The sequence below is a fragment of the Pseudomonas putida NBRC 14164 genome (assembly GCF_000412675.1).
GTDB lineage: Bacteria > Pseudomonadota > Gammaproteobacteria > Pseudomonadales > Pseudomonadaceae > Aquipseudomonas > Aquipseudomonas putida.
On sequence record NC_021505.1, the window covers coordinates 495,828 to 517,234 of the forward strand.

At 61.8% G+C, this 21,407-nt stretch carries 18 protein-coding genes; 3 read left to right on the forward strand and 15 right to left on the reverse strand.

All coding sequences use genetic code 11. The features are described from left to right. Window positions 1–39: 39 nt before the first annotated feature. The 3 genes from rpoD to rpsU form a co-directional block, all read right to left on the reverse strand. On the reverse strand, window positions 40–1,890 hold the full coding sequence (rpoD, locus tag PP4_RS02130) for an RNA polymerase sigma factor RpoD (RefSeq protein ID WP_016497695.1): 1,851 nt from the start codon (window positions 1,888–1,890) through the stop codon (window positions 40–42). Window positions 1,891–1,957: 67 nt separating this feature from the next. Continuing rightward, window positions 1,958–3,940, reverse strand: coding sequence for a DNA primase (gene dnaG / locus PP4_RS02135; RefSeq protein ID WP_016497696.1), 1,983 nt, complete (start codon window positions 3,938–3,940; stop codon window positions 1,958–1,960). 303 nt (window positions 3,941–4,243) lie between these two features. Beyond that, window positions 4,244–4,459 carry a 30S ribosomal protein S21 gene (gene rpsU / locus PP4_RS02140; protein WP_003255575.1) on the reverse strand — a complete coding sequence of 72 codons (216 nt, stop codon included), beginning with the start codon at window positions 4,457–4,459 and terminating at the stop codon, window positions 4,244–4,246. Window positions 4,460–4,663: 204 nt separating this feature from the next. On the opposite strand from rpsU, the gene tsaD reads away from it, so the two are divergent. Beyond that, window positions 4,664–5,689 (forward strand): tRNA (adenosine(37)-N6)-threonylcarbamoyltransferase complex transferase subunit TsaD, encoded by a 1,026-nt coding sequence (gene tsaD, locus PP4_RS02145; RefSeq protein ID WP_016497697.1) that lies wholly within the window; start codon window positions 4,664–4,666, stop codon window positions 5,687–5,689. Window positions 5,690–5,706: 17 nt separating this feature from the next. Here the strand turns inward: tsaD and plsY are convergent, their stop codons facing one another. Next, on the reverse strand, window positions 5,707–6,276 hold the full coding sequence (gene plsY / locus PP4_RS02150; RefSeq protein WP_016497698.1) for a glycerol-3-phosphate 1-O-acyltransferase PlsY: 570 nt from the start codon (window positions 6,274–6,276) through the stop codon (window positions 5,707–5,709). 74 nt (window positions 6,277–6,350) lie between these two features. Here plsY and folB point away from each other — a divergent pair, with 74 nt between their 5' ends. Next, window positions 6,351–6,707 carry a dihydroneopterin aldolase gene (gene folB, locus PP4_RS02155; protein ID WP_004375185.1) on the forward strand — a complete coding sequence of 119 codons (357 nt, stop codon included), beginning with the start codon at window positions 6,351–6,353 and terminating at the stop codon, window positions 6,705–6,707. Further along, entirely contained in the window at window positions 6,698–7,207 is a 510-nt protein-coding gene (gene folK / locus PP4_RS02160) for a 2-amino-4-hydroxy-6-hydroxymethyldihydropteridine diphosphokinase (RefSeq protein ID WP_016497699.1), read from the forward strand. The genes folB and folK overlap by 10 nt, the downstream gene beginning before the upstream one ends. A gap of 227 nt (window positions 7,208–7,434) precedes the next feature. Here the strand turns inward: folK and PP4_RS02165 are convergent, their stop codons facing one another. The 11 genes from PP4_RS02165 to PP4_RS02215 form a co-directional block, all read right to left on the reverse strand. Continuing rightward, the gene (locus PP4_RS02165; RefSeq protein WP_016497700.1) at window positions 7,435–8,541 is read right to left on the reverse strand and encodes a multifunctional CCA addition/repair protein; all 1,107 of its coding nucleotides are present in this window, start codon (window positions 8,539–8,541) and stop codon (window positions 7,435–7,437) included. Window positions 8,542–8,596: 55 nt separating this feature from the next. Further along, window positions 8,597–10,165 carry a SpoVR family protein gene (locus tag PP4_RS02170; RefSeq protein ID WP_016497701.1) on the reverse strand — a complete coding sequence of 523 codons (1,569 nt, stop codon included), beginning with the start codon at window positions 10,163–10,165 and terminating at the stop codon, window positions 8,597–8,599. Continuing rightward, window positions 10,162–11,436, reverse strand: coding sequence for a YeaH/YhbH family protein (locus tag PP4_RS02175; protein ID WP_016497702.1), 1,275 nt, complete (start codon window positions 11,434–11,436; stop codon window positions 10,162–10,164). Before PP4_RS02175 ends, PP4_RS02170 begins: the two co-directional genes overlap by 4 nt. A 131-nt stretch (window positions 11,437–11,567) precedes the next feature. Next, the gene (locus PP4_RS02180; protein WP_016497703.1) at window positions 11,568–13,490 is read right to left on the reverse strand and encodes a PrkA family serine protein kinase; all 1,923 of its coding nucleotides are present in this window, start codon (window positions 13,488–13,490) and stop codon (window positions 11,568–11,570) included. Between the two features lie 285 nt (window positions 13,491–13,775). After that, window positions 13,776–14,108 carry a thiosulfate sulfurtransferase GlpE gene (glpE, locus tag PP4_RS02185; RefSeq protein WP_016484609.1) on the reverse strand — a complete coding sequence of 111 codons (333 nt, stop codon included), beginning with the start codon at window positions 14,106–14,108 and terminating at the stop codon, window positions 13,776–13,778. 14 nt (window positions 14,109–14,122) lie between these two features. After that, window positions 14,123–14,989: a symmetrical bis(5'-nucleosyl)-tetraphosphatase gene (locus tag PP4_RS02190; protein ID WP_016497704.1), complete on the reverse strand. Its 867-nt coding sequence runs from the start codon at window positions 14,987–14,989 to the stop codon at window positions 14,123–14,125. Beyond that, entirely contained in the window at window positions 14,989–15,369 is a 381-nt protein-coding gene (apaG, locus tag PP4_RS02195) for a Co2+/Mg2+ efflux protein ApaG (RefSeq protein WP_016497705.1), read from the reverse strand. The genes PP4_RS02190 and apaG overlap by 1 nt, the downstream gene beginning before the upstream one ends. Before the next feature lie 143 nt (window positions 15,370–15,512). Next, window positions 15,513–16,316 carry a 16S rRNA (adenine(1518)-N(6)/adenine(1519)-N(6))-dimethyltransferase RsmA gene (gene rsmA / locus PP4_RS02200; RefSeq protein WP_016497706.1) on the reverse strand — a complete coding sequence of 268 codons (804 nt, stop codon included), beginning with the start codon at window positions 16,314–16,316 and terminating at the stop codon, window positions 15,513–15,515. After that, window positions 16,313–17,302: a 4-hydroxythreonine-4-phosphate dehydrogenase PdxA gene (gene pdxA, locus PP4_RS02205; protein WP_016497707.1), complete on the reverse strand. Its 990-nt coding sequence runs from the start codon at window positions 17,300–17,302 to the stop codon at window positions 16,313–16,315. The genes rsmA and pdxA overlap by 4 nt, the downstream gene beginning before the upstream one ends. Next, a complete protein-coding gene (gene surA / locus PP4_RS02210) occupies window positions 17,299–18,618 on the reverse strand; it encodes a peptidylprolyl isomerase SurA (RefSeq protein ID WP_041167509.1) in 1,320 nt (439 codons plus the stop codon). Before surA ends, pdxA begins: the two co-directional genes overlap by 4 nt. Continuing rightward, window positions 18,599–21,397, reverse strand: coding sequence for an LPS-assembly protein LptD (locus PP4_RS02215; protein WP_041167510.1), 2,799 nt, complete (start codon window positions 21,395–21,397; stop codon window positions 18,599–18,601). The genes surA and PP4_RS02215 overlap by 20 nt, the downstream gene beginning before the upstream one ends. Window positions 21,398–21,407 lie beyond the last annotated feature (10 nt).

Consider the following 21,407-nt stretch of genomic DNA (forward strand, 5'->3'; position numbering starts at 1 on the left):
CAGAAAAGAAAAACCCCGGCCTGGGCCGGGGTTTTGTCATCACTCGTCGAGGAAGGAGCGCAGATGCTCGCTGCGAGTCGGGTGGCGCAGTTTGCGCAACGCCTTCGCTTCGATCTGACGGATCCGCTCACGCGTTACGTCAAACTGCTTACCCACCTCTTCGAGGGTGTGGTCGGTGTTCATGTCGATACCGAAGCGCATGCGCAGCACCTTGGCTTCGCGTGCAGTCAGGCCCGAGAGCACGTCACGGGTGGCTTCCTTGAGGCTTTCGACCGTGGCCACGTCGATCGGGGACTGCATGGTCGAGTCCTCGATGAAGTCGCCCAGGTGCGAATCTTCGTCGTCACCGATCGGGGTTTCCATGGAGATCGGCTCTTTGGCGATCTTCAGTACCTTGCGGATCTTGTCCTCAGGCATTTCCATGCGCTCGCCCAGCTCTTCCGGGGTCGGTTCGCGACCCATTTCCTGCAGCATCTGGCGGGAAATACGGTTGAGCTTGTTGATCGTCTCGATCATGTGCACCGGAATACGGATGGTGCGTGCCTGATCGGCGATCGAACGGGTGATCGCCTGGCGGATCCACCAGGTGGCGTAGGTCGAGAACTTGTAGCCGCGACGGTATTCGAACTTGTCCACCGCTTTCATCAAGCCGATGTTGCCTTCCTGGATCAGGTCGAGGAACTGCAGGCCACGGTTGGTGTACTTCTTGGCGATGGAGATCACCAGACGCAGGTTCGCCTCGACCATTTCTTTCTTGGCGCGACGGGCCTTCGCTTCACCGATCGACATGCGACGGTTGATGTCCTTGATCTCGGCAACGGTCAGGCCGGTTTCGGTCTCAAGGTCGATCAGCTTCTGCTGGCAAGCGACGATGGCGGCGTCCTTTTCACCCAGGGCAGCAGCCCATTTGGTGTTGCGCTTGGCCAGGTCACCGCTCCAGGTCTGGTCGGTTTCGTTGCTCGGGAACATGCGCAGGAAGTCGGCACGCGGCATGCGGGCATCACGCACGCACAGCTGCATGATGGCGCGCTCTTGCTGACGCAGACGGTTCAGGGCATCACGAACACGCTCTACCAGGACCTCGAACTGCTTGGGTACCAGCTTGATCGGCATGAACAGGTCGGCGAGGGCTTGCAGGGCCGCGATGCTTTCCTTGTGGGCACGACCGTGCTTCTTCACGACCTTGAAGGTCGCTTGAAGCTGGTCGGATACCGCACCGAAACGTTGGGCTGCGACTACCGGGTCCGGACCGCTCTCGGTCTCTTCCTCGTCGTCACTGCTCTCGGCTTCTTCCTCTTCGTCGTCAGACTCTTCCTTCGCAGCTGCGGCCTTGGCGCCAGGGATCGGCACCTCTTCGGTCGGCGCGGCGATGTTGTCGTCAGGGTCGATGTAACCGCTGAGCACGTCCGACAGTCGGCCGCCCTCGGTGGTGACGCGGTCATATTCGCCGAGAATGTAATCGACAGTGCCCGGGAAGTGAGCGATGGCGCCCATGACTTCACGGATGCCTTCCTCGATACGCTTGGCGATTTCGATCTCGCCTTCGCGGGTCAGAAGCTCGACGGTACCCATTTCACGCATGTACATGCGCACCGGGTCGGTCGTGCGGCCGATATCGGTTTCAACTGCCGCCAACGCAGCAGCGGCTTCTTCGGCCGCGGCTTCGTCGGTGTCGGCTTCCGCCAACAGAAGGGCATCCGCATCCGGAGCACTCTCGAATACGTTGATCCCCATGTCGTTGATCATGCGGATGATGTCTTCCACCTGTTCAGGATCTGAAATATCCTCAGGCAGGTGGTCGTTGACCTCCGCGTAAGTCAGGTAGCCCTGCTCACGACCGCGGGTGATCAACTCTTTGATACGAGACTGCTGTTGCGCTTTTCCGGACATAACACCCTATCCACTGAAGGTCTTGGCGGGCAAAAAACAAGCCGAGGATTATACCCGAGCATGGGCCTCACGCGCCAGATGAGGTCGGCGTTTGTGCGGGAACATTCCGGCTCAGCAGGGCGAGGAGCTGGGTTTTTTCCTCGCTGGTCAACTCACTTTGACGTGATTTCCTGAGCAGTTGTTCCAGGCTGCGCTCGCGTTGGCGGGCGGACAAGCTAGTTATAGTGTCGAAAAACTGTTGTTCAAGGTTGTCGGCTACGATCAGCCATTCCTTTTCCGCCAGGGCCCGCAGCAGGCGGCCCTGTTCGGTGCCATGCCAGCGCGCGATCAACTGCATTGAGCTTAGCCCAGGATTTTTCTGTGCGGCTTCGATCAATGACACCAGCAGCTGGCTGTACAAGTGTTCTTCGTCGGCAAAGTGGCTGGCATCTTCCACCTTGCCGGCCAGCAGCGGGTGGTGCAGCAGGGTGCGCAGGGCGGCCAGGGTAGGCGGCTCGACCGGGGCAGGCACGCGCGGTGGCGCTTCATCTCGTTGCTGCCAGGGCTTGCCGCCTTTGCGGTTCTTGTCCCAGGGTTTGTCGCTCCACTGCTTTTTGCCTCCGCCCTTGTTCGGCTTCCACGCCTGCTCCTGCTGAGCGGGGACGAAGTCGTGCTGCGGCATGTCGCCGTAGTCAGGGGTGTAGCTGGCCATGGCGTCGTAGTCGTAGCCAGGGTCGTAGTCCGGCACACTGCTGGCTGCTGGCGCTTGTTGGGCCAGTTGCTCGACCTGCTGCGGGTCCAGGCCGGTGATTTCCTTCAGGCGGTTGCGCATCAGTTGGCGCAGGTTGGCGCCAGGGATCTTTTCGATCAACGGTGTGGCCAGGGTCGCCATGTGCGCCTTGCCTTCCAGCGATCGCGGGTCGGCTTCAACGCCCAGTTGCTCGAAGAAGTAGTCGGCCAGCGGCTGGGCGTGCTGGTTGATGCGGGCCCTGAAGGCATCGGTGCCTTCGGCGCGCACCAGGCTGTCCGGGTCTTCGCCTTCGGGCAGGAACAGGAAGCGCGCGCGGCGGCCGTCCTGCAGGTTCGACAGGGTCGACTCCAGCGCACGCCAGGCGGCCTTGCGCCCGGCCTGGTCGCCGTCGAAGCAGAACAGCACGCTGGGCACTACCCGGAACAGGCGCTTGAGGTGCTCTTCGCTGGTGGCGGTGCCAAGGGTAGCCACGGCATTGCGCAGGCCCTGTTGAGCCAGGGCGATGACGTCCATGTAGCCCTCGACGACGATGATTTCGTCGAGGTTGCGGTTATGCTTGCGCGCCTCGTACAGCCCGTACAGTTCCTGGCCCTTGTGGAACACCGGGGTTTCCGGGGAGTTCAGGTACTTGGGCTTGTCGTCGCCCAGTACCCGGCCGCCGAAGGCGATGATGCGCCCGCGGCTGTCGCGAATGGGGAACATCACCCGGTCGCGGAAACGGTCGTAGCGCTTGCCGCTTTCGGCGTTTTCGATCAGCAGGCCGGCATCGATCATCACCTTTTGCTGCAGGGCGTCAGCACCCAGGTGCTTGAGCAGGTTGTCCCAGCCGGGCGGGGCGAAGCCCAGGCAGAAATCGCGAGCGATCTCCCCGGACAGGCCGCGGCCCTTAAGATAGTCCACTGCGGCCTTGCGGGTCGGGTGGCTGCGCAGGGCCTGGCGGTAGAACTCCGAGGCGGCGTCCAGCAGCGGGTACAGCGGCGAGTCGGTTGGCTGGCGAGGCTTCTGGTCGCGGCGGCCTTGCTCGCGGGGCACTTCCATGCCAGCGGCGCGGGCCAGTTCTTCGACAGCCTGGGGGAAGTCCAGGTTGTCGTGGTCCATGACGAAGCCCAGGGCGTTGCCGCCGGCGCCGCAGCCGAAGCAGTAGTAGAACTGCTTGTCGGGGCTGACCGTGAAGGACGGTGTCTTCTCTTTGTGGAACGGGCAGCAGGCCGAGTAGTTTTTGCCGGTTTTTTTCAGCTGGACGCGCGAACTCACCACGTCGACGATGTCGAGGCGGTTGATCAGGTCGTCAATGAAACTCTGGGGAATCAGCCCGGCCATGGCAGTCTCGTCATCTGGCAACTGGCAAGTCTAATCGCTCACGCGCCGAATGGGGCAGGTGATGCTTGGGGAAGTGCGAGGGAATGTGTGCTCGTCGCCAGCCCCTAAGGGCCCGTCAGTCGGACGTGCACGTCTGGTCATACAGCAAGAAAGACCAGCTCTGACGTTTCAGGCAGGTTGCCCCTGTGCACTTCGCGTGAAGCTTGTGCGGGGCCTTGAGCTAGCTGCTCAAGTTTGAAACGACCGCTGCCATCACCCGGCGGTTAGCCGGGCAGGGCAGAAGCTTTGCGTAGAACGTCTGTATTAGTACAGACGAACGGCGCGGCGCTGTTCGCGCTGTACTTTCTTGGCGTGACGCTTAACAGCAGCAGCTGCTTTGCGCTTACGCTCGGCGGTCGGCTTCTCGTAAAACTCGCGGCTACGAACTTCAGCCAGTACACCGGCTTTTTCGCAGGAGCGCTTGAAACGACGCAGAGCTACGTCGAAGGGTTCGTTCTCTTTAACTTTGACGGCTGGCATCCAGGGCTACCTTAATTCATTACCGGGGTAGACGTGCTCCTGGCAAAACAAAGGTGTGCTGGAGAACGTCGGTTTTCAAGGGTTGCGGATGTTAACCCTTAGCAAGCCGGAATGCAAAGCCTCTGATCGAAAACCGCTGGTCGGCATCCGACACGGGGACTATCATGCGCGCCTTCGAATTCAGCCCCCACAAGGGACGAACCCATGCTAGTACTGGGATTGGAAACATCCTGCGACGAAACTGGCGTCGCATTATACGACAGTGAGCGCGGCTTGTTGGCCGACGCACTGTTCAGCCAGATCGACCTGCATCGCGTGTTTGGCGGTGTTGTTCCCGAGCTTGCCTCGCGTGACCACGTGAAGCGCATGTTGCCGCTCATTCGCCAGGTGCTGGAGGAGGCGGGCTGCGTCGCCACCGAGATCGACGCCATTGCCTACACCGCGGGTCCTGGCCTGGTCGGCGCATTGCTGGTGGGCGCCTCCTGCGCACAGGCGCTGGCCTTTGCCTGGGACATTCCGGCGATTGGCGTGCACCACATGGAAGGCCACTTGCTGGCGCCCATGCTGGAAGAAAACCCACCTGAGTTTCCGTTCGTCGCTTTGTTGGTTTCAGGCGGACACACCCAGCTGGTACGCGTCGATGGCATCGGTCAGTACGAACTGCTGGGCGAAAGCCTGGACGATGCCGCCGGCGAAGCGTTCGACAAGACCGCAAAGCTGATCGGCCTCAACTACCCCGGCGGCCCGGAAATCGCGCGCCTGGCCGAGCAGGGTGTACCTGGTCGCTTCGTGTTCCCGCGGCCGATGACCGACCGCCCGGGCCTGGAATTCAGCTTCAGTGGCCTCAAGACCTTCGCCCTCAACACCTGGCAGCAATGCAAGAACGCTGGCGACGACAGTGAGCAAACCCGTTGCGACCTGTCCCTGGCATTCCAGCAGGCGGTGGTGGAGACTTTGACCATCAAGTGCAAGCGGGCGCTCAAGCAGACCGGCCTCAAGCGCCTGGTCATCGCCGGTGGTGTGAGTGCCAACAAGGCTTTGCGAGCGTCCCTCGAAGACATGCTCGGCAGCATCAAGGGCAACGTGTACTACGCGCGCCCGCAGTTCTGTACCGACAACGGCGCGATGATCGCCTACGCCGGTTGCCAGCGCCTGTTGGCGGGGCAGCACCAGGACCTGGCGATCAGCGTGCAGGCGCGCTGGCCGATGGAGCAGTTGCCGCCGCTGTAACGTGTGAAGCCGAACGCTCAGAAGTGCCGTTCGCGTCCGGCGAACAGGTCGCGCAGGTTGTTGCGGTGGCGCCACACGATCATCACGGTCAGCACGGTGATCGGCAGCAGTGCTTCGGGCTCGCGCCAGGCCAGCAATGGCAAGGTCAGCGGCGTGGCAATCAGCGCCGCCAGCGAGCTGGTGCGGGTGAGGTAGAACGTCAGCAGCCAGGCGCCGATGGCCAGCAGCGCGGCCGGGAAATACAGGCCCATGAGCATGCCGGCAGCCGTGGCCACGCCCTTGCCACCCCGGAAGCGGAAGTACAGGGGGAACAGGTGGCCCAGCACCGCGCACACGCCCACCCAGGCTTGCGCGTGCAGGTCCAGCCCGGCAACGCGGGCGAGCAATACCGGCAAAAGGCCCTTGCACAGGTCGCCAAGCAGGGTCAGGATCGCCAGTTTACGGCCTGCCAGGCGTAGCATGTTGGTAGCGCCGGCATTGCCTGAACCACTGGAACGCGGGTCCGGGCTGCCCGAAAGGCGGCTGAGGAGAATGGCGAAGGACAGTGAGCCGAGCAGGTAGGCGAGCAACGCCAGTAACCAAAACATGCTAACTATTCCGGGCGAGGACGCCCTGATTCTAACGGCGCCAGTCGCCCTTGTCGTGCTGTGGAGAGAAGTGCTTGGACAGAGTGTTCATCGAAGGCCTGGAAGTCGATACCGTCATCGGTGCCTATGACTGGGAGCGGGATATTCGCCAGTGCTTGCGCCTGGACCTGAGCTTTGCCTGGGACAACCGCCCGGCCGCAGCGGGTGACGACCTGAACCTGGCGCTGGACTACGCCAGTGTCTCGGCACGCATCCAGGCGTTTGCCGAGCAGGCCCGTTTCGAGTTGGTGGAAACCTTTGCCGAGCGCCTGGTGGCAACCTTGATGGAAGAATTCCATATCCCCTGGGTGCGGTTGAAACTGACCAAGCCGGGTGCGGTACCGGCGGCCCGTGGCGGTGTTGGCGTGGAGATCGAGCGCGGATGTCTCTGAGCACGGTTTACCTTGGCCTTGGCAGCAACATCGACCGTGAGGCGCACTTGTGCGCCGGGCTCGATGCGTTGGCGGGCATCCTCACCGACATGCGCTGCTCGCCGGTGTTCGAAAGCCAGCCGGTGGGGATCAAGAGCGGGCCGTTCATCAATTTCGTAGTGACCGGGCAAACCGCACTGCCGCTGATCGAACTGGACCGTCGGCTGAAGTTCATCGAGGCCGAAAATGGCCGTTACGCGCCGGACCGCAAAGGGCTGCCGCTGGATATCGATGTGCTGATGTATGACGATCTGCACGGCACCTTCGACGGGCTGGTCCTGCCCCGGGCCGAGATCCTGAAGAACGCGTTTGTGCTGTGGCCGCTGTCGTTGCTGGCGCCTGAGCTGGTGCATCCGGGGGCAGGCAAGAGCATGGCCCGGTTGTGGCAAGAGGCACAGATTGACCAGGTACTGGCCCCGGTCGCCTTCGAGTGGCGTGGGTTGCAGCTGACACCCGCTTAAGGCTGTTCCGGCCCTTTCGCGGCTAAAGCCGCTCCCACAGGTACCGCGCAGGTTTCGCGCCCACGCTGTACTTGTGGAAGCGGGCATGCCCGCGAACACCGGCGAAGCCGGTGCCATACAGCGGGTTTGGGCATTCGCGGGCGCGCCCGCTCCCACAGGTGCTGTGCCAACATCGGACTCACGCTGTACCTGTGGGAGCGGCTCTAGCCGCGAAGGGGCCGGTATGGTCAGTCGAGGTGGTAAGCCTCTAGCGCTTTCAGCCGCTCGGCCTTGAGCGCTTCGCCCAGTGCCTGGCCCGTCAGCCCGGCCTGCACCAACGGCTTCACATCCACCGCTCGCGCCGCTGTTGCTGCGCCGCGCAGGTAATCGGCCTGTGGATAACCCTGCTTGCCCTCGCCAAGCGATGTCATCTGGCAAACCACCACAAAATCCTCGAACCGTTGCGGCCGTCGGTAAACATCGAACTTTTGCAACAGCTCCAGCAGTGCCTTGGCAGGCAGTTCCAGCGCCTGATTGGCCTGCGCCAGGCATTCGCCTGTCAGCAGGGCCAGTTCCTGGCATTCCCGTGGCGCCTTCAGGCGCTGGTTGACGGCTTTGATCGATGCCGGTGCCAGCCCGCGCAACAGGCACGCCCAGCGCACGTGCAGAGGCTGTTCATGCGCCGCTGCCTGTTCCAGAGCCGCCAGGGCCATGGCATCGTCAACAAGCTCAGGCAGCAGGGCCTGCAGGGCGTCGCAATCGCGCAGCACCTGGAAGAACACCTGGGGCTGTGCCTCCATCAGCGCCCGCTCGATTTCCTTCCAGCTGCGCTCTGCAGTCAGCGCCTGCAGCTCGCCAGAGGCGCTGATCTGGCGCATCAGCTCAAGCGTCTCTTCGGCAACCCGGAAACCTAGCGGTGCATAGCGGGCAGCAAAGCGCGCGACGCGCAGCACGCGCAAGGGATCTTCGGTGAATGCCGGGGAAACGTGGCGTAAAATTCGTCTTTCGAGATCGTCTTTGCCGTGGTGGGGGTCGTACACCGTACCTGCCTCGTCCTCGGCCATCGCGTTGATGGTCAAATCACGGCGAATCAGGTCTTCCTCCAGTGTCACGTCAGGGCTGGCGTGAAAAGTGAATCCGCCATAACCGCGCCCGCTCTTGCGCTCGGTGCGCGCCAAGGCATATTCCTCGCCGGTTTTCGGGTGCAGGAATACCGGAAAATCAGCGCCCACCGGCCGATAACCCTTGGCGTGCATTTCTTCAACGGTGGCGCCTACCACCAGCCAGTCGATATCGCTGACAGGAAGGCCGAGCAAGCGGTCGCGCACGGCGCCGCCGACTTTGTAGATGTGCATGTGCAGCTCTCCATAACTGCCGACAGGATAACCCGTCGGCAGTTATGGCGTAGCACTAGAGGTGGTGAATGACAGCCAGGTCCATGCGCCCGTAGTCGGCGCTTTCGCCGTGCTCGCCACGGGGTGGCATGTGGTGGGTTTTCATCACTTGCTCGCCCTGTACGGTCTCCAGGTGGATATCGAAGCCCCACAGGCGATGCAGGTGCTTGAGCACTTCATCGGTTGAGTCGCCCAGCGGTTTGCGGTTGTGTTGCTGGTGGCGCAGCGTCAGCGAGCGGTCACCGCGACGGTCAACGCTCCAGATCTGCACGTTCGGTTCACGGTTACCCAGGTTGTACTGCGCGGCCAGCATTTCACGAATCACCCGGTAGCCGGCTTCATCGTGGATGGCGGGCACCAGCAGGTCGTCGCGCTGGTCGTCGTCGAGGATGCTGAACAGCTTGAGGTCGCGCATTACCTTGGGCGAAAGGTATTGCAGGATGAAGCTCTCGTCCTTGAAGCTGCTCATGGCAAACTTGATGGTAGAAAGCCAGTCACTGCCAGCAATGTCGGGGAACCAGTGGCGATCTTCATCGGTCGGGTTTTCGCACATGCGGCGGATGTCGGTGTACATCGCAAAGCCCAGTGCGTAGGGGTTGATGCCGCTGTAGTAGGGGCTGTCGAAGCCGGGCTGGAACACCACGCTGGTGTGCGAGGTCAAGAACTCCATCATGAAGCCTTCAGTGATCAGCCCCTCGTCGTACAGGTCGTTCATGAGCGTGTAGTGCCAGAAGGTTGCCCAGCCTTCGTTCATGACTTGGGTCTGGCGCTGCGGGTAGAAGTACTGGGCGATCTTGCGCACGATGCGCACCACTTCACGCTGCCAGGGTTCGAGCAGCGGAGCATTCTTCTCGATGAAATACAGGATGTTCTCCTGTGGTTCGGCGGGGAAGCGCCCCTCATCGCGTTCGTTGCCCCTTTCGGCGCTTTTCGGGATGGTGCGCCACAGGTCGTTGATCTGGCGCTGCAGGTGCTCCTCACGCTCCTTCTGGCGCCGCCGTTCCTCTTCTGCGGAGATGGGGTAGGGGCGTTTGTAGCGGTCCACGCCGTAGTTCATCAGGGCATGGCAGGAGTCGATCAGGTCTTCCACGGCGTCGATGCCGTGGCGCTCTTCGCACTGGGCGATGTACTGCTTGGCAAACACCAGGTAATCGATGATGGAGCTGGCGTCGGTCCAGGTGCGGAACAGGTAGTTGCCTTTGAAGAAGCTGTTATGGCCATAGCAGGCGTGGGCAATCACCAGTGCCTGCATGCACATGGTGTTTTCTTCCATCAGGTAGGCGATGCAGGGGTCGGAGTTGATCACGATTTCGTAGGCCAGGCCCATCTGGCCACGGCTGTAGGACTTTTCTGTGCTGAGGAACTGTTTGCCGTAGGACCAGTGGTGGTAACCCAGAGGCATGCCGACCGAGGCATAGGCGTCCATCATCTGCTCGGCCGTGATCACCTCGATCTGGTTGGGGTAAGTGTCCAGGGCGTACCGTTCGGCCAGGCGGCCGATTTCCCGGTCGTAGGTCTGGATCAGCTCGAACGTCCACTCGGACCCGGTGGAAATGGGTTGGCGTCTCTGTGCTCTGGCGGTCATGTGGCTAACCTGCGCTGGAAGAGTTCACGGAAGACCGGGTAGATGTCGCCGGCCGATACCAACTGCTGCTGGGCGAACGTGTCGGGGAAGGCTTCGCCGATGCGTTCGTATTCGTACCACAGCGCCTGGTGCTCACGGGGGGTGATCTCGACGTAAGTGTAGTACTGCACGTGCGGCATGATCTGCTTGGACAGGATCTCGCGGCAGATCGGCGAGTCGTCGTTCCAGTTATCGCCGTCAGAAGCCTGAGCGGCGTAGATGTTCCAGTCGCTGGCCGGGTAGCGTTCGGCCATGATCTCCTGCATCAGCTTGAGCGCGCTGGAGACGATGGTGCCGCCGGTTTCCCGCGAGTAGAAGAACTCTTCCTCGTCGACTTCCCGGGCGCTGGTGTGGTGGCGGATGAACACCACTTCGATGCGGTCGTAGTTACGCTTGAGGAACAGGTACAACAGGATGAAGAAGCGCTTGGCGATGTCCTTGGTGGCCTGGGTCATGGAGCCGGACACGTCCATCAGGCAGAACATCACTGCCTTGGAGCTGGGGTTGGGCTGCTTGACCAGCAGGTTGTACTTGAGGTCGAAGGTGTCGAGGAAGGGCAAGCGGTTGATGCGTGCCTTCAGGCGTTCGATTTCCTGTTCGACTTCCTGGATATCGGTGAAGTTGTCCGGCTCCTCGACCCGCAGGCGGTCGAGTTCCTTTTGTGCTTCGCGCAGCAGTGCGCGGCTGCTGCCGGTCAGGGCGATACGCCGGGCATGGGCCGAGCGCAGGGTGCGCACGATATTGATGCGTGACGGGTTGCCCTCGTTGGCGATGCCCGCACGCACGGTCTTGAAGGTGTCGGTCCCGGTCAGGTGACGTTTGACCAGGTTGGGCAGTTCGAGATCCTCGAACATGAATTCGAGGAATTCTTCCTGGGTGATCTGGAAGACGAAGTCGTCCATGCCGTCGCCGGAATTGCCCGCTTTGCCGCGGCCGCCGCCACCCCCGCCGCCACCTTGTGGCCTGGGGATATGTTCGCCGGCAGTGAATTCCTTGTTGCCCGGGTGTACGACAGTCTGTTTGCCGCCGCGACCGTGGTGGAGCACGGGTTCGTCGATGTCGCGCCCCGGAATGCTGATTTGTTCGCCATGTTCCATATCCATGATGGAACGGCGGCTTACCGCCTCTTCGACGGCTTTCTTGATGTGTTCACGGTACCGTCGCAGAAAGCGCTGACGGTTGACCGTGCTCTTGTTCTTGCCGTTCAGGCGTCGGTCTATAACGTAGCTCATGGTCCCTCCGGTAGCTGGGAACAGCTGCACGCTTCAAGCTACGGGCTCGCTGCACCTAATGGCAGCAAGGCAGTTGCTGCCGCCCAAGGCTGGCTTGCCAGCCTTGGGCGCGCAGTGTGTAGCTTGTCGCTTTATTGCGATTTCCTGACCCGCAGGTACCATTCCGACAGCAGACGAACCTGTTTGTCGGTGTAGCCACGCTCCACCATGCGCGTGACGAAGTCGTTGTGCTTCTGTTGGTCCTCCTTGCTGGCCTTGGCGTTGAAGCTGATGACCGGCAGCAGGTCCTCGGTGTTGGAGAACATTTTCTTCTCGATCACCACCCGCAGCTTTTCATAGCTGAGCCAGCTCGGGTTCTTGCCGTTGTTGTTGGCACGGGCACGCAGCACGAAGTTGACGATTTCGTTGCGGAAATCTTTCGGGTTGCTGATGCCGGCCGGTTTCTCGATCTTCTCCAGTTCTTCGTTCAGGGCGATGCGGTTGAGGATTTCGCCGGTTTCCGGGTCGCGGTATTCCTGGTCCTGGATCCAGAAGTCGGCGTACAGCACGTAGCGGTCGAAAATGTTCTGGCCGTATTCGCTGTAGGACTCCAGGTAGGCAGTCTGGATTTCCTTGCCGATGAACTCGATATAGCGCGGTGCCAGGTACTCCTTCAGGTAGCGCAGGTAGCGTTCGCGCACTTCGGCCGGGAACTGTTCCTGTTCGATCTGCTGTTCGAGCACGTACAGCAGGTGAACCGGGTTGGCCGCAATCTCGTGTGGGTCGAAGTTGAAGACTTTGGAAAGGATCTTGAAGGCGAAGCGGGTCGACAGGCCGTTCATGCCCTCGTCGACGCCTGCCGAGTCCCGGTACTCCTGGATCGACTTGGCCTTCGGATCGGTGTCCTTGAGGTTCTCGCCGTCGTAGACGCGCATCTTCGAGTAGATGTTGGAGTTCTCTGGCTCCTTGAGGCGCGAGAGTACAGTGAACTGGGCGAGCATCTTGAGGGTGTCTGGCGCGCAATGGGCCTTGGCCAGCGAGCTGTTGATCAGCAACTTGTCGTAGATCTTGATCTCATCGCTGACGCGCAGGCAGTACGGCACCTTGACGATGTAGATCCGGTCGATGAACGCCTCGTTGTTCTTGTTGTTGCGGAAGGTGTGCCACTCCGATTCGTTGGAGTGGGCCAACAGGATACCGGTGTAGGGAATGGCACCCAGCCCTTCGGTACTGTTGTAGTTACCTTCCTGGGTGGCCGTGAGCAGTGGGTGCAGGACCTTGATCGGCGCCTTGAACATCTCGACGAATTCCATCAGGCCCTGGTTGGCCCGGCACAGCGCGCCCGAATAGCTGTAGGCATCGGCGTCGTTCTGCGGGAATTCTTCGAGCTTGCGGATATCGACCTTGCCGACCAGGGCGGAAATGTCCTGGTTGTTCTCGTCGCCCGGTTCGGTCTTGGCGATGGCGATCTGGTTGAGGATCGACGGGTACAGCTTGACCACTTTGAACTTGCTGATGTCGCCGCCGAACTCCTGCAGGCGCTTGGTGGCCCAAGGCGACATGATGGTGTTCAGGTAGCGCCGCGAGATGCCGTACTCTTCCTCGAGGATGGCCCCGTCTTCGGTGGCGTTGAAAAGCCCCAGGGGCGACTCGAATACCGGCGAGCCCTTGATGGCATAGAACGGTACCTTTTCCATCAGCTGCTTGAGTTTTTCGGCCAGCGACGATTTACCGCCCCCCACCGGGCCCAGCAGATAGAGGATCTGTTTCTTTTCTTCCAGGCCTTGGGCGGCGTGGCGGAAATAAGACACGATCTGGTCGATGCACTCTTCCATGCCATGGAAGTCGGCAAAGGCCGGATAGCGGCGGATAACCTTGTTGGAGAAGATGCGCGACAGCCTGGAGTTGGTAGAGGTGTCGATCAGCTCTGGCTCACCGATGGCCAGCAACAGCCGTTCGGCCGCCGATGCGTAGGCACTGCGATCCCCTTTGCACAGCTCGAGGTACTCCTGCAGCGAGAGTTCTTCCTGGCGCGTGGACTCGAAACGTTGTTGGAAGTGGCTAAAAATACTCATGACGTCACCTCGCTCGATACGTGGAGACGACGCCGGATCAGTCAGCTGATGCTGGCATGCAACCGGTTTTGGCCGACTGCTGTATACCCCCCAGAACACCCTGTAACGCTACCGATGACCCGCACGCCGGTGTACCGGCTCTCCCCTTTTTCTGGATGGCCTGCGCTTAAGAATAGTTGGTTATCGGTAAGTTCAAGGGCGGGGGGCGGAGAAGTTGCGAACGACCGTTCGTCAGATAAGCCGCAAGCCCGCACGTGGCGCGGGCTGCAGTAAAAATGAAAATATTTATTCGGCGGTGCCTTGGGCGGTCTCGGCCGGGTAGGTAGCGCGCCACAGCTCAAAGCCGCCGTCCACGCTGTACACGTCGGAAAAGCCCTGGCCTACCAGGTAGGCGGCAGCGCTCTGGCTGGAGTTGCCGTGGTAGCAGACCACCAGGGTCGGGGCGTCGAGGTCGGCGTTGCGGATGAAGTCTGCAACCGAATGGTTATCCAGGTGCCGGGCGCCGGTGATGTGGCCTGCGGCGAAGGCTTGCGAGTCACGAATGTCGACGACGACCGCACCTTCTTGCTTGCGAAGCTCCAAGGCCTGCTCGGGAGGGATGCGCTTGAATTCGCTCATGGGTACTACTTCCTTCAGGTGTGGTCGTTGAGTGTAGTGGGTTGTGCCGGCTGGCGCAGGGTGCCGTCGTCGGCGCAGTCGCAACGGTGGTATTCGCCGCTGTCGACGTTGTACAGGGTCATGGCGCCGCCCCACACGCAGCCGGTGTCCAGGGCGACGACGCCCGGCTCGTCGACGCGGCCTTCGAGGGCGGCCCAATGGCCGAAGATGATCTTCACATGCCGCGAGCGGCGGTCCTTGTGTGCAAACCAGGGCTTGTAACCCTTGGGCGCGGTGCCCAGGCCTTCCTTGCTCTTGAGGTCGAGCTTGCCCTCGGCGGTGCAGAAGCGCATGCGTGTGAAGTAGTTGGTAATGACCCGCAGGCGTTCGATGCCGGTGAGGCGCTTGCTCCACTTGTTCGGCTCGTTGCCGTACATGCCGTCGAGGTACAGCTTCAGGCGGCCATCGTCGCGCAGTACCTCTTCCACCTCAGCCGCAAGATCAAGGGCCTGGCCGAGCGTCCACTGTGGCGGGATGCCCGCGTGCGCCATGGCAATGCCGCGTGCCTCGTCGTAATGCAGCAGTTTTTGCTGGCGCAGCCAGTGGAACAGCAGGTCGGCGTCCGGTGCTTCGATGATCTCGCGCAGCGTGTCGCTTTTTTTCAGACGCTCGACGTTGTGCCAGGCGGCCAGCAGGTGCAGGTCATGGTTGCCCAGCACGCAGACCAGCGACTGACGGATCGAATACAGGAAGCGCAGGGTTTCCAGTGATTCGGGGCCGCGGTTTACCAGGTCACCGACCAGCCACAGGCGGTCGACGGCCGGGTTGAAGCTGACACGTTCGAGCAGGCACTTGAGGGGCTGCAGGCAGCCCTGCACGTCACCGACGGCGTAGGTTGCCATCAGTGCAGTGCCCCGGGCACCGCGAGGCGGAAGGGGGCGATCTCGGCGTCGAAGCGCTTACCGTCTTCGGCGAACATCTGGTAACTGCCCTGCATGGTACCCACACGGGTGGTGATTACCGCACCGCTGCTATAGGTGTGGCTCTGGCCCGGATCGATGTTGGGTTGTTGGCCGACCACGCCGGAGCCACGCACTTCCTCGACCTCGCCGTCACCATTGGTGATCAGCCAGTGGCGTGACAGCAGCTTGGCCTTGAGCGAGCCGCTGTTGTGCACGGTGATGGTGTAGGCGAAGGCGAAACGACTGTTTTCGGGGTCGGATTGTTCTTTCAGGTAGCGGGTCACGACGCTGACGTCGATCAGATAGCGAGGATCGGACATGCAATGGCCTTGGGCGAGCTGACGCAATAATGCAGTCTAGGCCATTGGGAGGGGGGAGGGCCAGCGGTGTGGGGCTTGTGGTCTTTGTTGTCAGCGCCGGCCTGTTCGCGGGTGAACCCGCGAAGAGGCCAGTACAGGCTGGATCAGGCTTGTTGCTGATCAGCCAGCTGGTCAGCCAGGCGCACAAAGGCGGCCAGGTCCAGCTGTTCGGGGCGCAGGCTGCCATCCACGCCGGCTGCCTCGATGGCTGCGCTGTCGAGCAGGCCTTTCAGGGTGTTGCGCAGTGTCTTGCGACGCTGGTTGAAGGCTTCACGAACGACGCGCTCCAGCAGCAGGTGGTCCTTGGCCGGGAACGGCAGCACTTCGTGCGGTACCAGGCGGACGATGGCCGAGTCCACTTTCGGCGGCGGGTTGAAGGCGCCAGGGCCCACATTGAACAGGTGTTCGACGCGGCAGTGGTACTGCACCATGATCGACAAGCGCCCCCAGTCACCACCGCCAGGGCCGGCGGCCATGCGCTCGACCACTTCCTTTTGCAGCATGAAGTGCATGTCGCGGATCAGGCCGGCATGGCTGAGCAGGTGGAAGATCAGCGGGGTGGAGATGTTGTAGGGCAGGTTGCCCACCACCTTGAGGCTGCGCGGTGGCACGCCCAGCTGGTTGAAGTCGAACTTCAGGGCGTCGCCCTGGTGCAGCCGGAAGTTGCTGCGGTTACCGAACTTGTGCTGCAGGATCGGCACCAGGTCCTTGTCCAGCTCCACCACGTCCAGTTGTGCGCCGCTGCCCAGCAGGCCTTCGGTCAGGGCGCCCTGGCCCGGGCCGATTTCCAGCAGGTGTTCGCCGGCCTTGGCGTTGATGGCACGCAGGATGCGGTCGATGATGCCGGCGTCGTGCAGGAAGTTCTGGCCGAAGCGCTTGCGCGCCCGGTGTTGGTATTGCTCGTTCATGGTCGGTTCTCGGCCATCTGGTAGGCGGTTTCCAGCGCGACGCGCAGGCTGCCGGTGTCGACGTTGCCGGTGCCGGCGAGGTCCAGGGCGGTGCCGTGATCGACCGACGTGCGGATGATCGGCAGGCCCAGGGTCACGTTGACTGCAGCGCCGAAGCCTTTGTACTTGAGTACAGGCAGGCCTTGGTCGTGGTACATCGCCAGCACTGCGTCGCAGTGCTCCAGATATTTGGGGGTAAACAGGGTATCGGCCGGCAGCGGCCCGCGCAGGTCCATGCCTTCGGTGCGCAGGCGGGCCAAGGTCGGCTCGATGATGTCGATTTCTTCGCGGCCCAGGTGGCCACCCTCGCCCGCGTGCGGGTTCAGGCCACACACCAGTATGCGCGGGTTGGCAATGCCGAACTTGTCGCGCATGTCGGCATGCAGGATACGGGTTACACGTTCGACGCGCTCGGCAGTGATTGCGTCGGCAATATCACGCAGCGGCAGGTGCGTGGTCACCAGGGCCACACGCAGGCCGCGGGTGGCCAGCATCATTACCACTTGCGCGGTGTGGGTCAGTTCGGCAAGGAACTCGGTATGCCCGGAGAAGGCGATACCGCTTTCGTTGATCACGCCCTTGTGCACCGGGGCGGTGATCATCCCGGCAAAATGCCCATCCAGGCAGCCTTGCCCGGCGCGGGTCAGGGTTTCCAGCACGAACGCCGCGTTGGCTTTGTCGAGCTGGCCTGGCACTACCGGGGCTGCAAGAGGGGTATCCCACACGTACAGGCTGCCCGCGGGTGCCGGCCGGTCGGGCCATTGGCCCGGGGCGACTGGCAGCAGGCTGACGGCCAGCCCCAGCTGCGTGGCCCGCTCGGCGAGCAGGTCACGGCTGGTGATGGCGATCAGGGGGTGGGGCTGGGCGTCTGCGGCGAGCAGCAGGCACAGGTCGGGACCTATGCCGGCAGGCTCGCCAGGGGTGACGGCGAAGCGCTGGGGCTTCACTGGGCGGCCTGGTCAGCGCCAGGCAGCTTGATTTCAACGTAGGCTTCGTCGCGAATCTGGCGCAGCCAGGTTTGCAGCTCTTCGTCGTACTTGCGATTGCGCAGGACACTCTGGGCCTGTTGCTCACGTGCCTGTTCGGTGCTGTCGGTGGCGCGGCGGCCCAGTACTTCCAGAACGTGCCAGCCGTACTGGGTCTTGAACGGCTTGGTCACTACGCCTTGCTGGGCGTTGGCCATCTGTTCGCGGAACTCCGGTACCAGGCTGTTCGGGTCTACCCAGTTGAGGTCGCCGCCGTTGAGGGCCGAACCCGGGTCTTCCGAGAAGCTCTTCGCCAGCTCGCCGAAGTCTTCGCCGTTCTTGATGCGATCGTACAGGCGCTCGGCCAGTTGCTCGGTGGCCGCTTCGCTGCGGATTTCACTTGGCTTGATCAGGATGTGGCGTACATGCACTTCGTCGCGCAGCACGTTCTCGCTGCCACCGCGCTTCTCCTCGAGCTTGAGGATGATGAAGCCGTTGGGGATGCGAATAGGCTGGGTGATTTCACCGACCGGCATGCTGCTGAGCATCTTGGCGAAGTCTGGTGGCAGTTGGCCGGCTTTACGCCAGCCCATCTCGCCGCCTTCCAGGGCGTTTTCGCTGGCCGAGTTGGCAATCGCCATCTGGCCAAAGTCGGCGCCCTGGCGCAGTTGCTGGTACACGTCACCCACCTTGCGCGCGGCCTTCTGGATATCATCCGAGCTGGCGGCTTCCGGGGTCGGGATGAGGATGTTGGCCAGGCGGTACTCTTCCGACATCTGCATCTTGCCCATGTCGGAGTTGAGGAAGTTCTTCACTTCCTGCTCCGACACCTGGATGCGTTCGGCCACGCGACGCTGGCGCACGCGGCTGATGATCATCTCGCGCTTGACCTGCTCGCGAGCGTCGTCGAACGACAGGCCGTCATGGGCCAGGGCAGCGCGGAACTGGTCCAGCGACATACCATTGCGCTGGGCAATGGTGCCGATGGCCTGGTTCAGCTCTTCGTCAGTGATGCGGATGCCGGAGCGCTCGCCGATCTGCAGCTGCAGGTTCTCGACGATCAGGCGTTCCAGTACCTGCTGTTCCAGGGCACCGGTCGGTGGCACGCCGCCGCCGCGCTTGGCGATGGTTTGCTGCACCTCGCGGACGCGCTGGTCCAGCTGGCTTTGCATGACCACGTCGTTGTCGACGATGGCCACAACGCGATCAAGAGGCTGTACCGCGGCATTCACCGCGCCACTCAGCAAAACGGCACCCAGCAGCACTGGGCGCAGACGATCAATAAGCTTGGTCTTCACGTTCACGGTAACCTTGAATGCCTTGGTCGAGGAAAGATTCGACCTTGTTGCCCACTACGCCACCGAGCCCTTTCAGAACGATCTGAAGGAAGATGCCGTGGTCGCCTTTTTCGTTCGCCGGAAGTGCCTGGCTGAAGTCGTCGTAATCGATCCAGTAACGGTTGATCAGGCGCAGCTTCCAGCAGCAGTTGTCGTATTCGAAACCACCCATGGCTTCCAGCGTGCGGTTGCGGTTGTAGTCATGCTGCCAGCGGGCGATGACGTTCCACTGCGGAACGATCGGCCAGATGACCGAGAAATCGTGCTGCTGGATCTTGTAGTAGTCCTTGATGTAGTTCTCGCTGCCTGGAACGCCATAGTCGCCACCGCCAGTCTTCCAGGTGCCGGTCTGGGAGTCATAGGAGATGGTGTCGTTACGGTAGCGATAACCGAGGTTGAGCACCTTGTTCGGGTTGTCTTCAGGCTGGTAGTGGAACATCGCGCTGCCCGAGCGGGTGCTGCGGCTGTCCGGATCCCAGTTGAAGTCCGAATTGAAGCGCCAGTCGCGGTTGAAGTAGTAGTTGTACACCAGGGCGTATGGCGAGACATCAGACTGCGAGTCTGTGCGGGTCCTGTAGTTGATGCCCGGCAACTGGACCTTGCGATCCTTGAAGTAGTAAGCCTGACCGATGCTGAAGTTCTGGCGCTCGAAGCCGTTTTCTTCGATCCAGCGGGTAGTCACGCCCAGTGACAGTTTGTTCTCGTCGCCGATACGGTCAGTGCCGCTGAAGCGGTTGTCGCGGAACAGCGAGTCATAGCTGAACAGCGTTTCGCCCGAGTCGAACAGCGGGATATCTCGCTGATCCTTGTACGGAACATAGAGATAGAACAGGCGCGGCTCGAGGGTCTGCTTGTAGTCGGTGCCGAACATTGAGGTCTTGCGGTCGAAGTACAGGCCGCTGTCGACGCTGAAGATCGGCACGTCGCGGTTCAGCGTGCTGTTATAGCTGCCGTATGCCGGGTTGGCAGATTGCGCCAGGGCCTGGGTCTTGCCTTGGCTATCGAGGTCAAGATCGTAGTGCGTGTAAGCATATTTCAGCTTCGGCGTCAGGTAGCCATAGCTGGCTTCCATGGGCAGGCTGATCGATGGCGCTACGTTCAGGCGAGTGCCGTTCGCTCGGGCAATGCCCGAGATGTTTTCATCCAGGCGACGGCCGGGCAGGCCAGCACTGGTGTCTGGTAGGCCGTCCTTGTTCAGGACGAAGTCGTTCTTGAGGTCACGATCAAAGCGTACGGCTTCGGTCTCGTAACCGATGTTTACGCCACCCGGGTGGAACGGCAGGGCACCGTTGAAGGTGATCTGCGGTAGGCGGTCATACGGCGTGATCTGCGAAATGGTGGCCATCTCGTAGGCATGCACGTTCAAGCGCGCGGTGTAGCTGTCGCCACGGTATGTAAGCGCACCCTGCTGGTTCAGCAGGTCGCGGCTTTCCACGCCGATCTGGTCGGACTCCAGGTCCTGGAAGTAGAACGGGTCGCTGATGTCGGTGTAGTCCACCTCGGCCATCAGGCGCTCGTCCAGGCCACCCTTGTGCTGCCAGTTGACCATCCAGCGCTGTTCTTTGTAGTCAGTCTGGTCTTTGCGGTCGTCGTTCTTGTCGTTCAGGTACGCGCCGCCGAGCTGGCCTTCGCTGGAAGGCGTCAGGTAGCGGAACTCGCCTTCCATCAGCAGGCCGCGTTTGGTCATGTAACGCGGGTACAACGTGGCGTCGTAGTTGGGCGCCAGGTTGAAGTAGTACGGCGTGACCAGCATGAAGCCGGTGTCGCTGCTGCTGAACGATGGCGGCAGGAAGCCGGACTGGCGACGGTCGTCGATCGGGAAGTAGATGTACGGTGTGTAGAACACCGGGAAATCCTTGACCCGCAGCGTAACGTTGGTCGCAGTACCGAAACCGGTGGCCGGGTTCAGGGTGATGTTATTGCCCTTCAGCTGCCAGGCGTTGCTGCCCGGTTCGCAGGTGGTGTACGTACCGTCCTTGAGGCGGATGATGGCGTTTTCACCACGCTTGGCATACAGGGCACTGCCGCGGATGTGCGACTTGTGCATCACGTATTCGGCGTTGTCGACCTGGGCTTCGCCCGTGTCGAGCTGAATCTGTGCCTCGTCACCGACCACCAGCGAACCGTTGTCACGGATCCGGACGTTGCCCTTGAGCTCGCCACGGTTTTCGGTCTGGTAAAGGTTGGCCTCGTCGGCCTCGGCCTGCATGCTGCCCTGGCGCATCACCACGTCACCGGCGAGGGTAGCAATCTGCTGCTCCTGCTGGTACTTGGACACCTTGGCGTTGATGTAGGTCGGCGACTCGTCCTTCGGCGTGGTATCAGCCATGCCTGGGCGGGTTGGCTCGATGTAGGCGCCACCGCAGTACGGGCCGGTTTCGGCCAGCTGCGCGGCGGTGAGCTTTTCACGCGGCACCCAGTCCAGGTGGCTGTAGTCTTCGCTGCGCGACTTCAGGGCACGGCCCTTGGCCTCGGTGACCAGCATCGGCCGGTCCGCGGTTTCGGCTTCGCTCGCGGCTTCTGTGCCGGAGCTGACGGCCGCACCTTCGTGCACCGGGCGCGGCGGCAGGTTGTTGACTGGCGCTTTGGGCTTGCAGTCCCAACCACCGGAGGCGGACACTTGGCAGTCGAACTGTTCGGCTGCCACTACGTATGAGGTGGCCAGAGGTTGCAGGGCCAGCAGACCGCCGGTTACCAGCAACGGAAACTTTCTACGAAACGCGGGGGATTTCAATGCCATCTTATTAGTC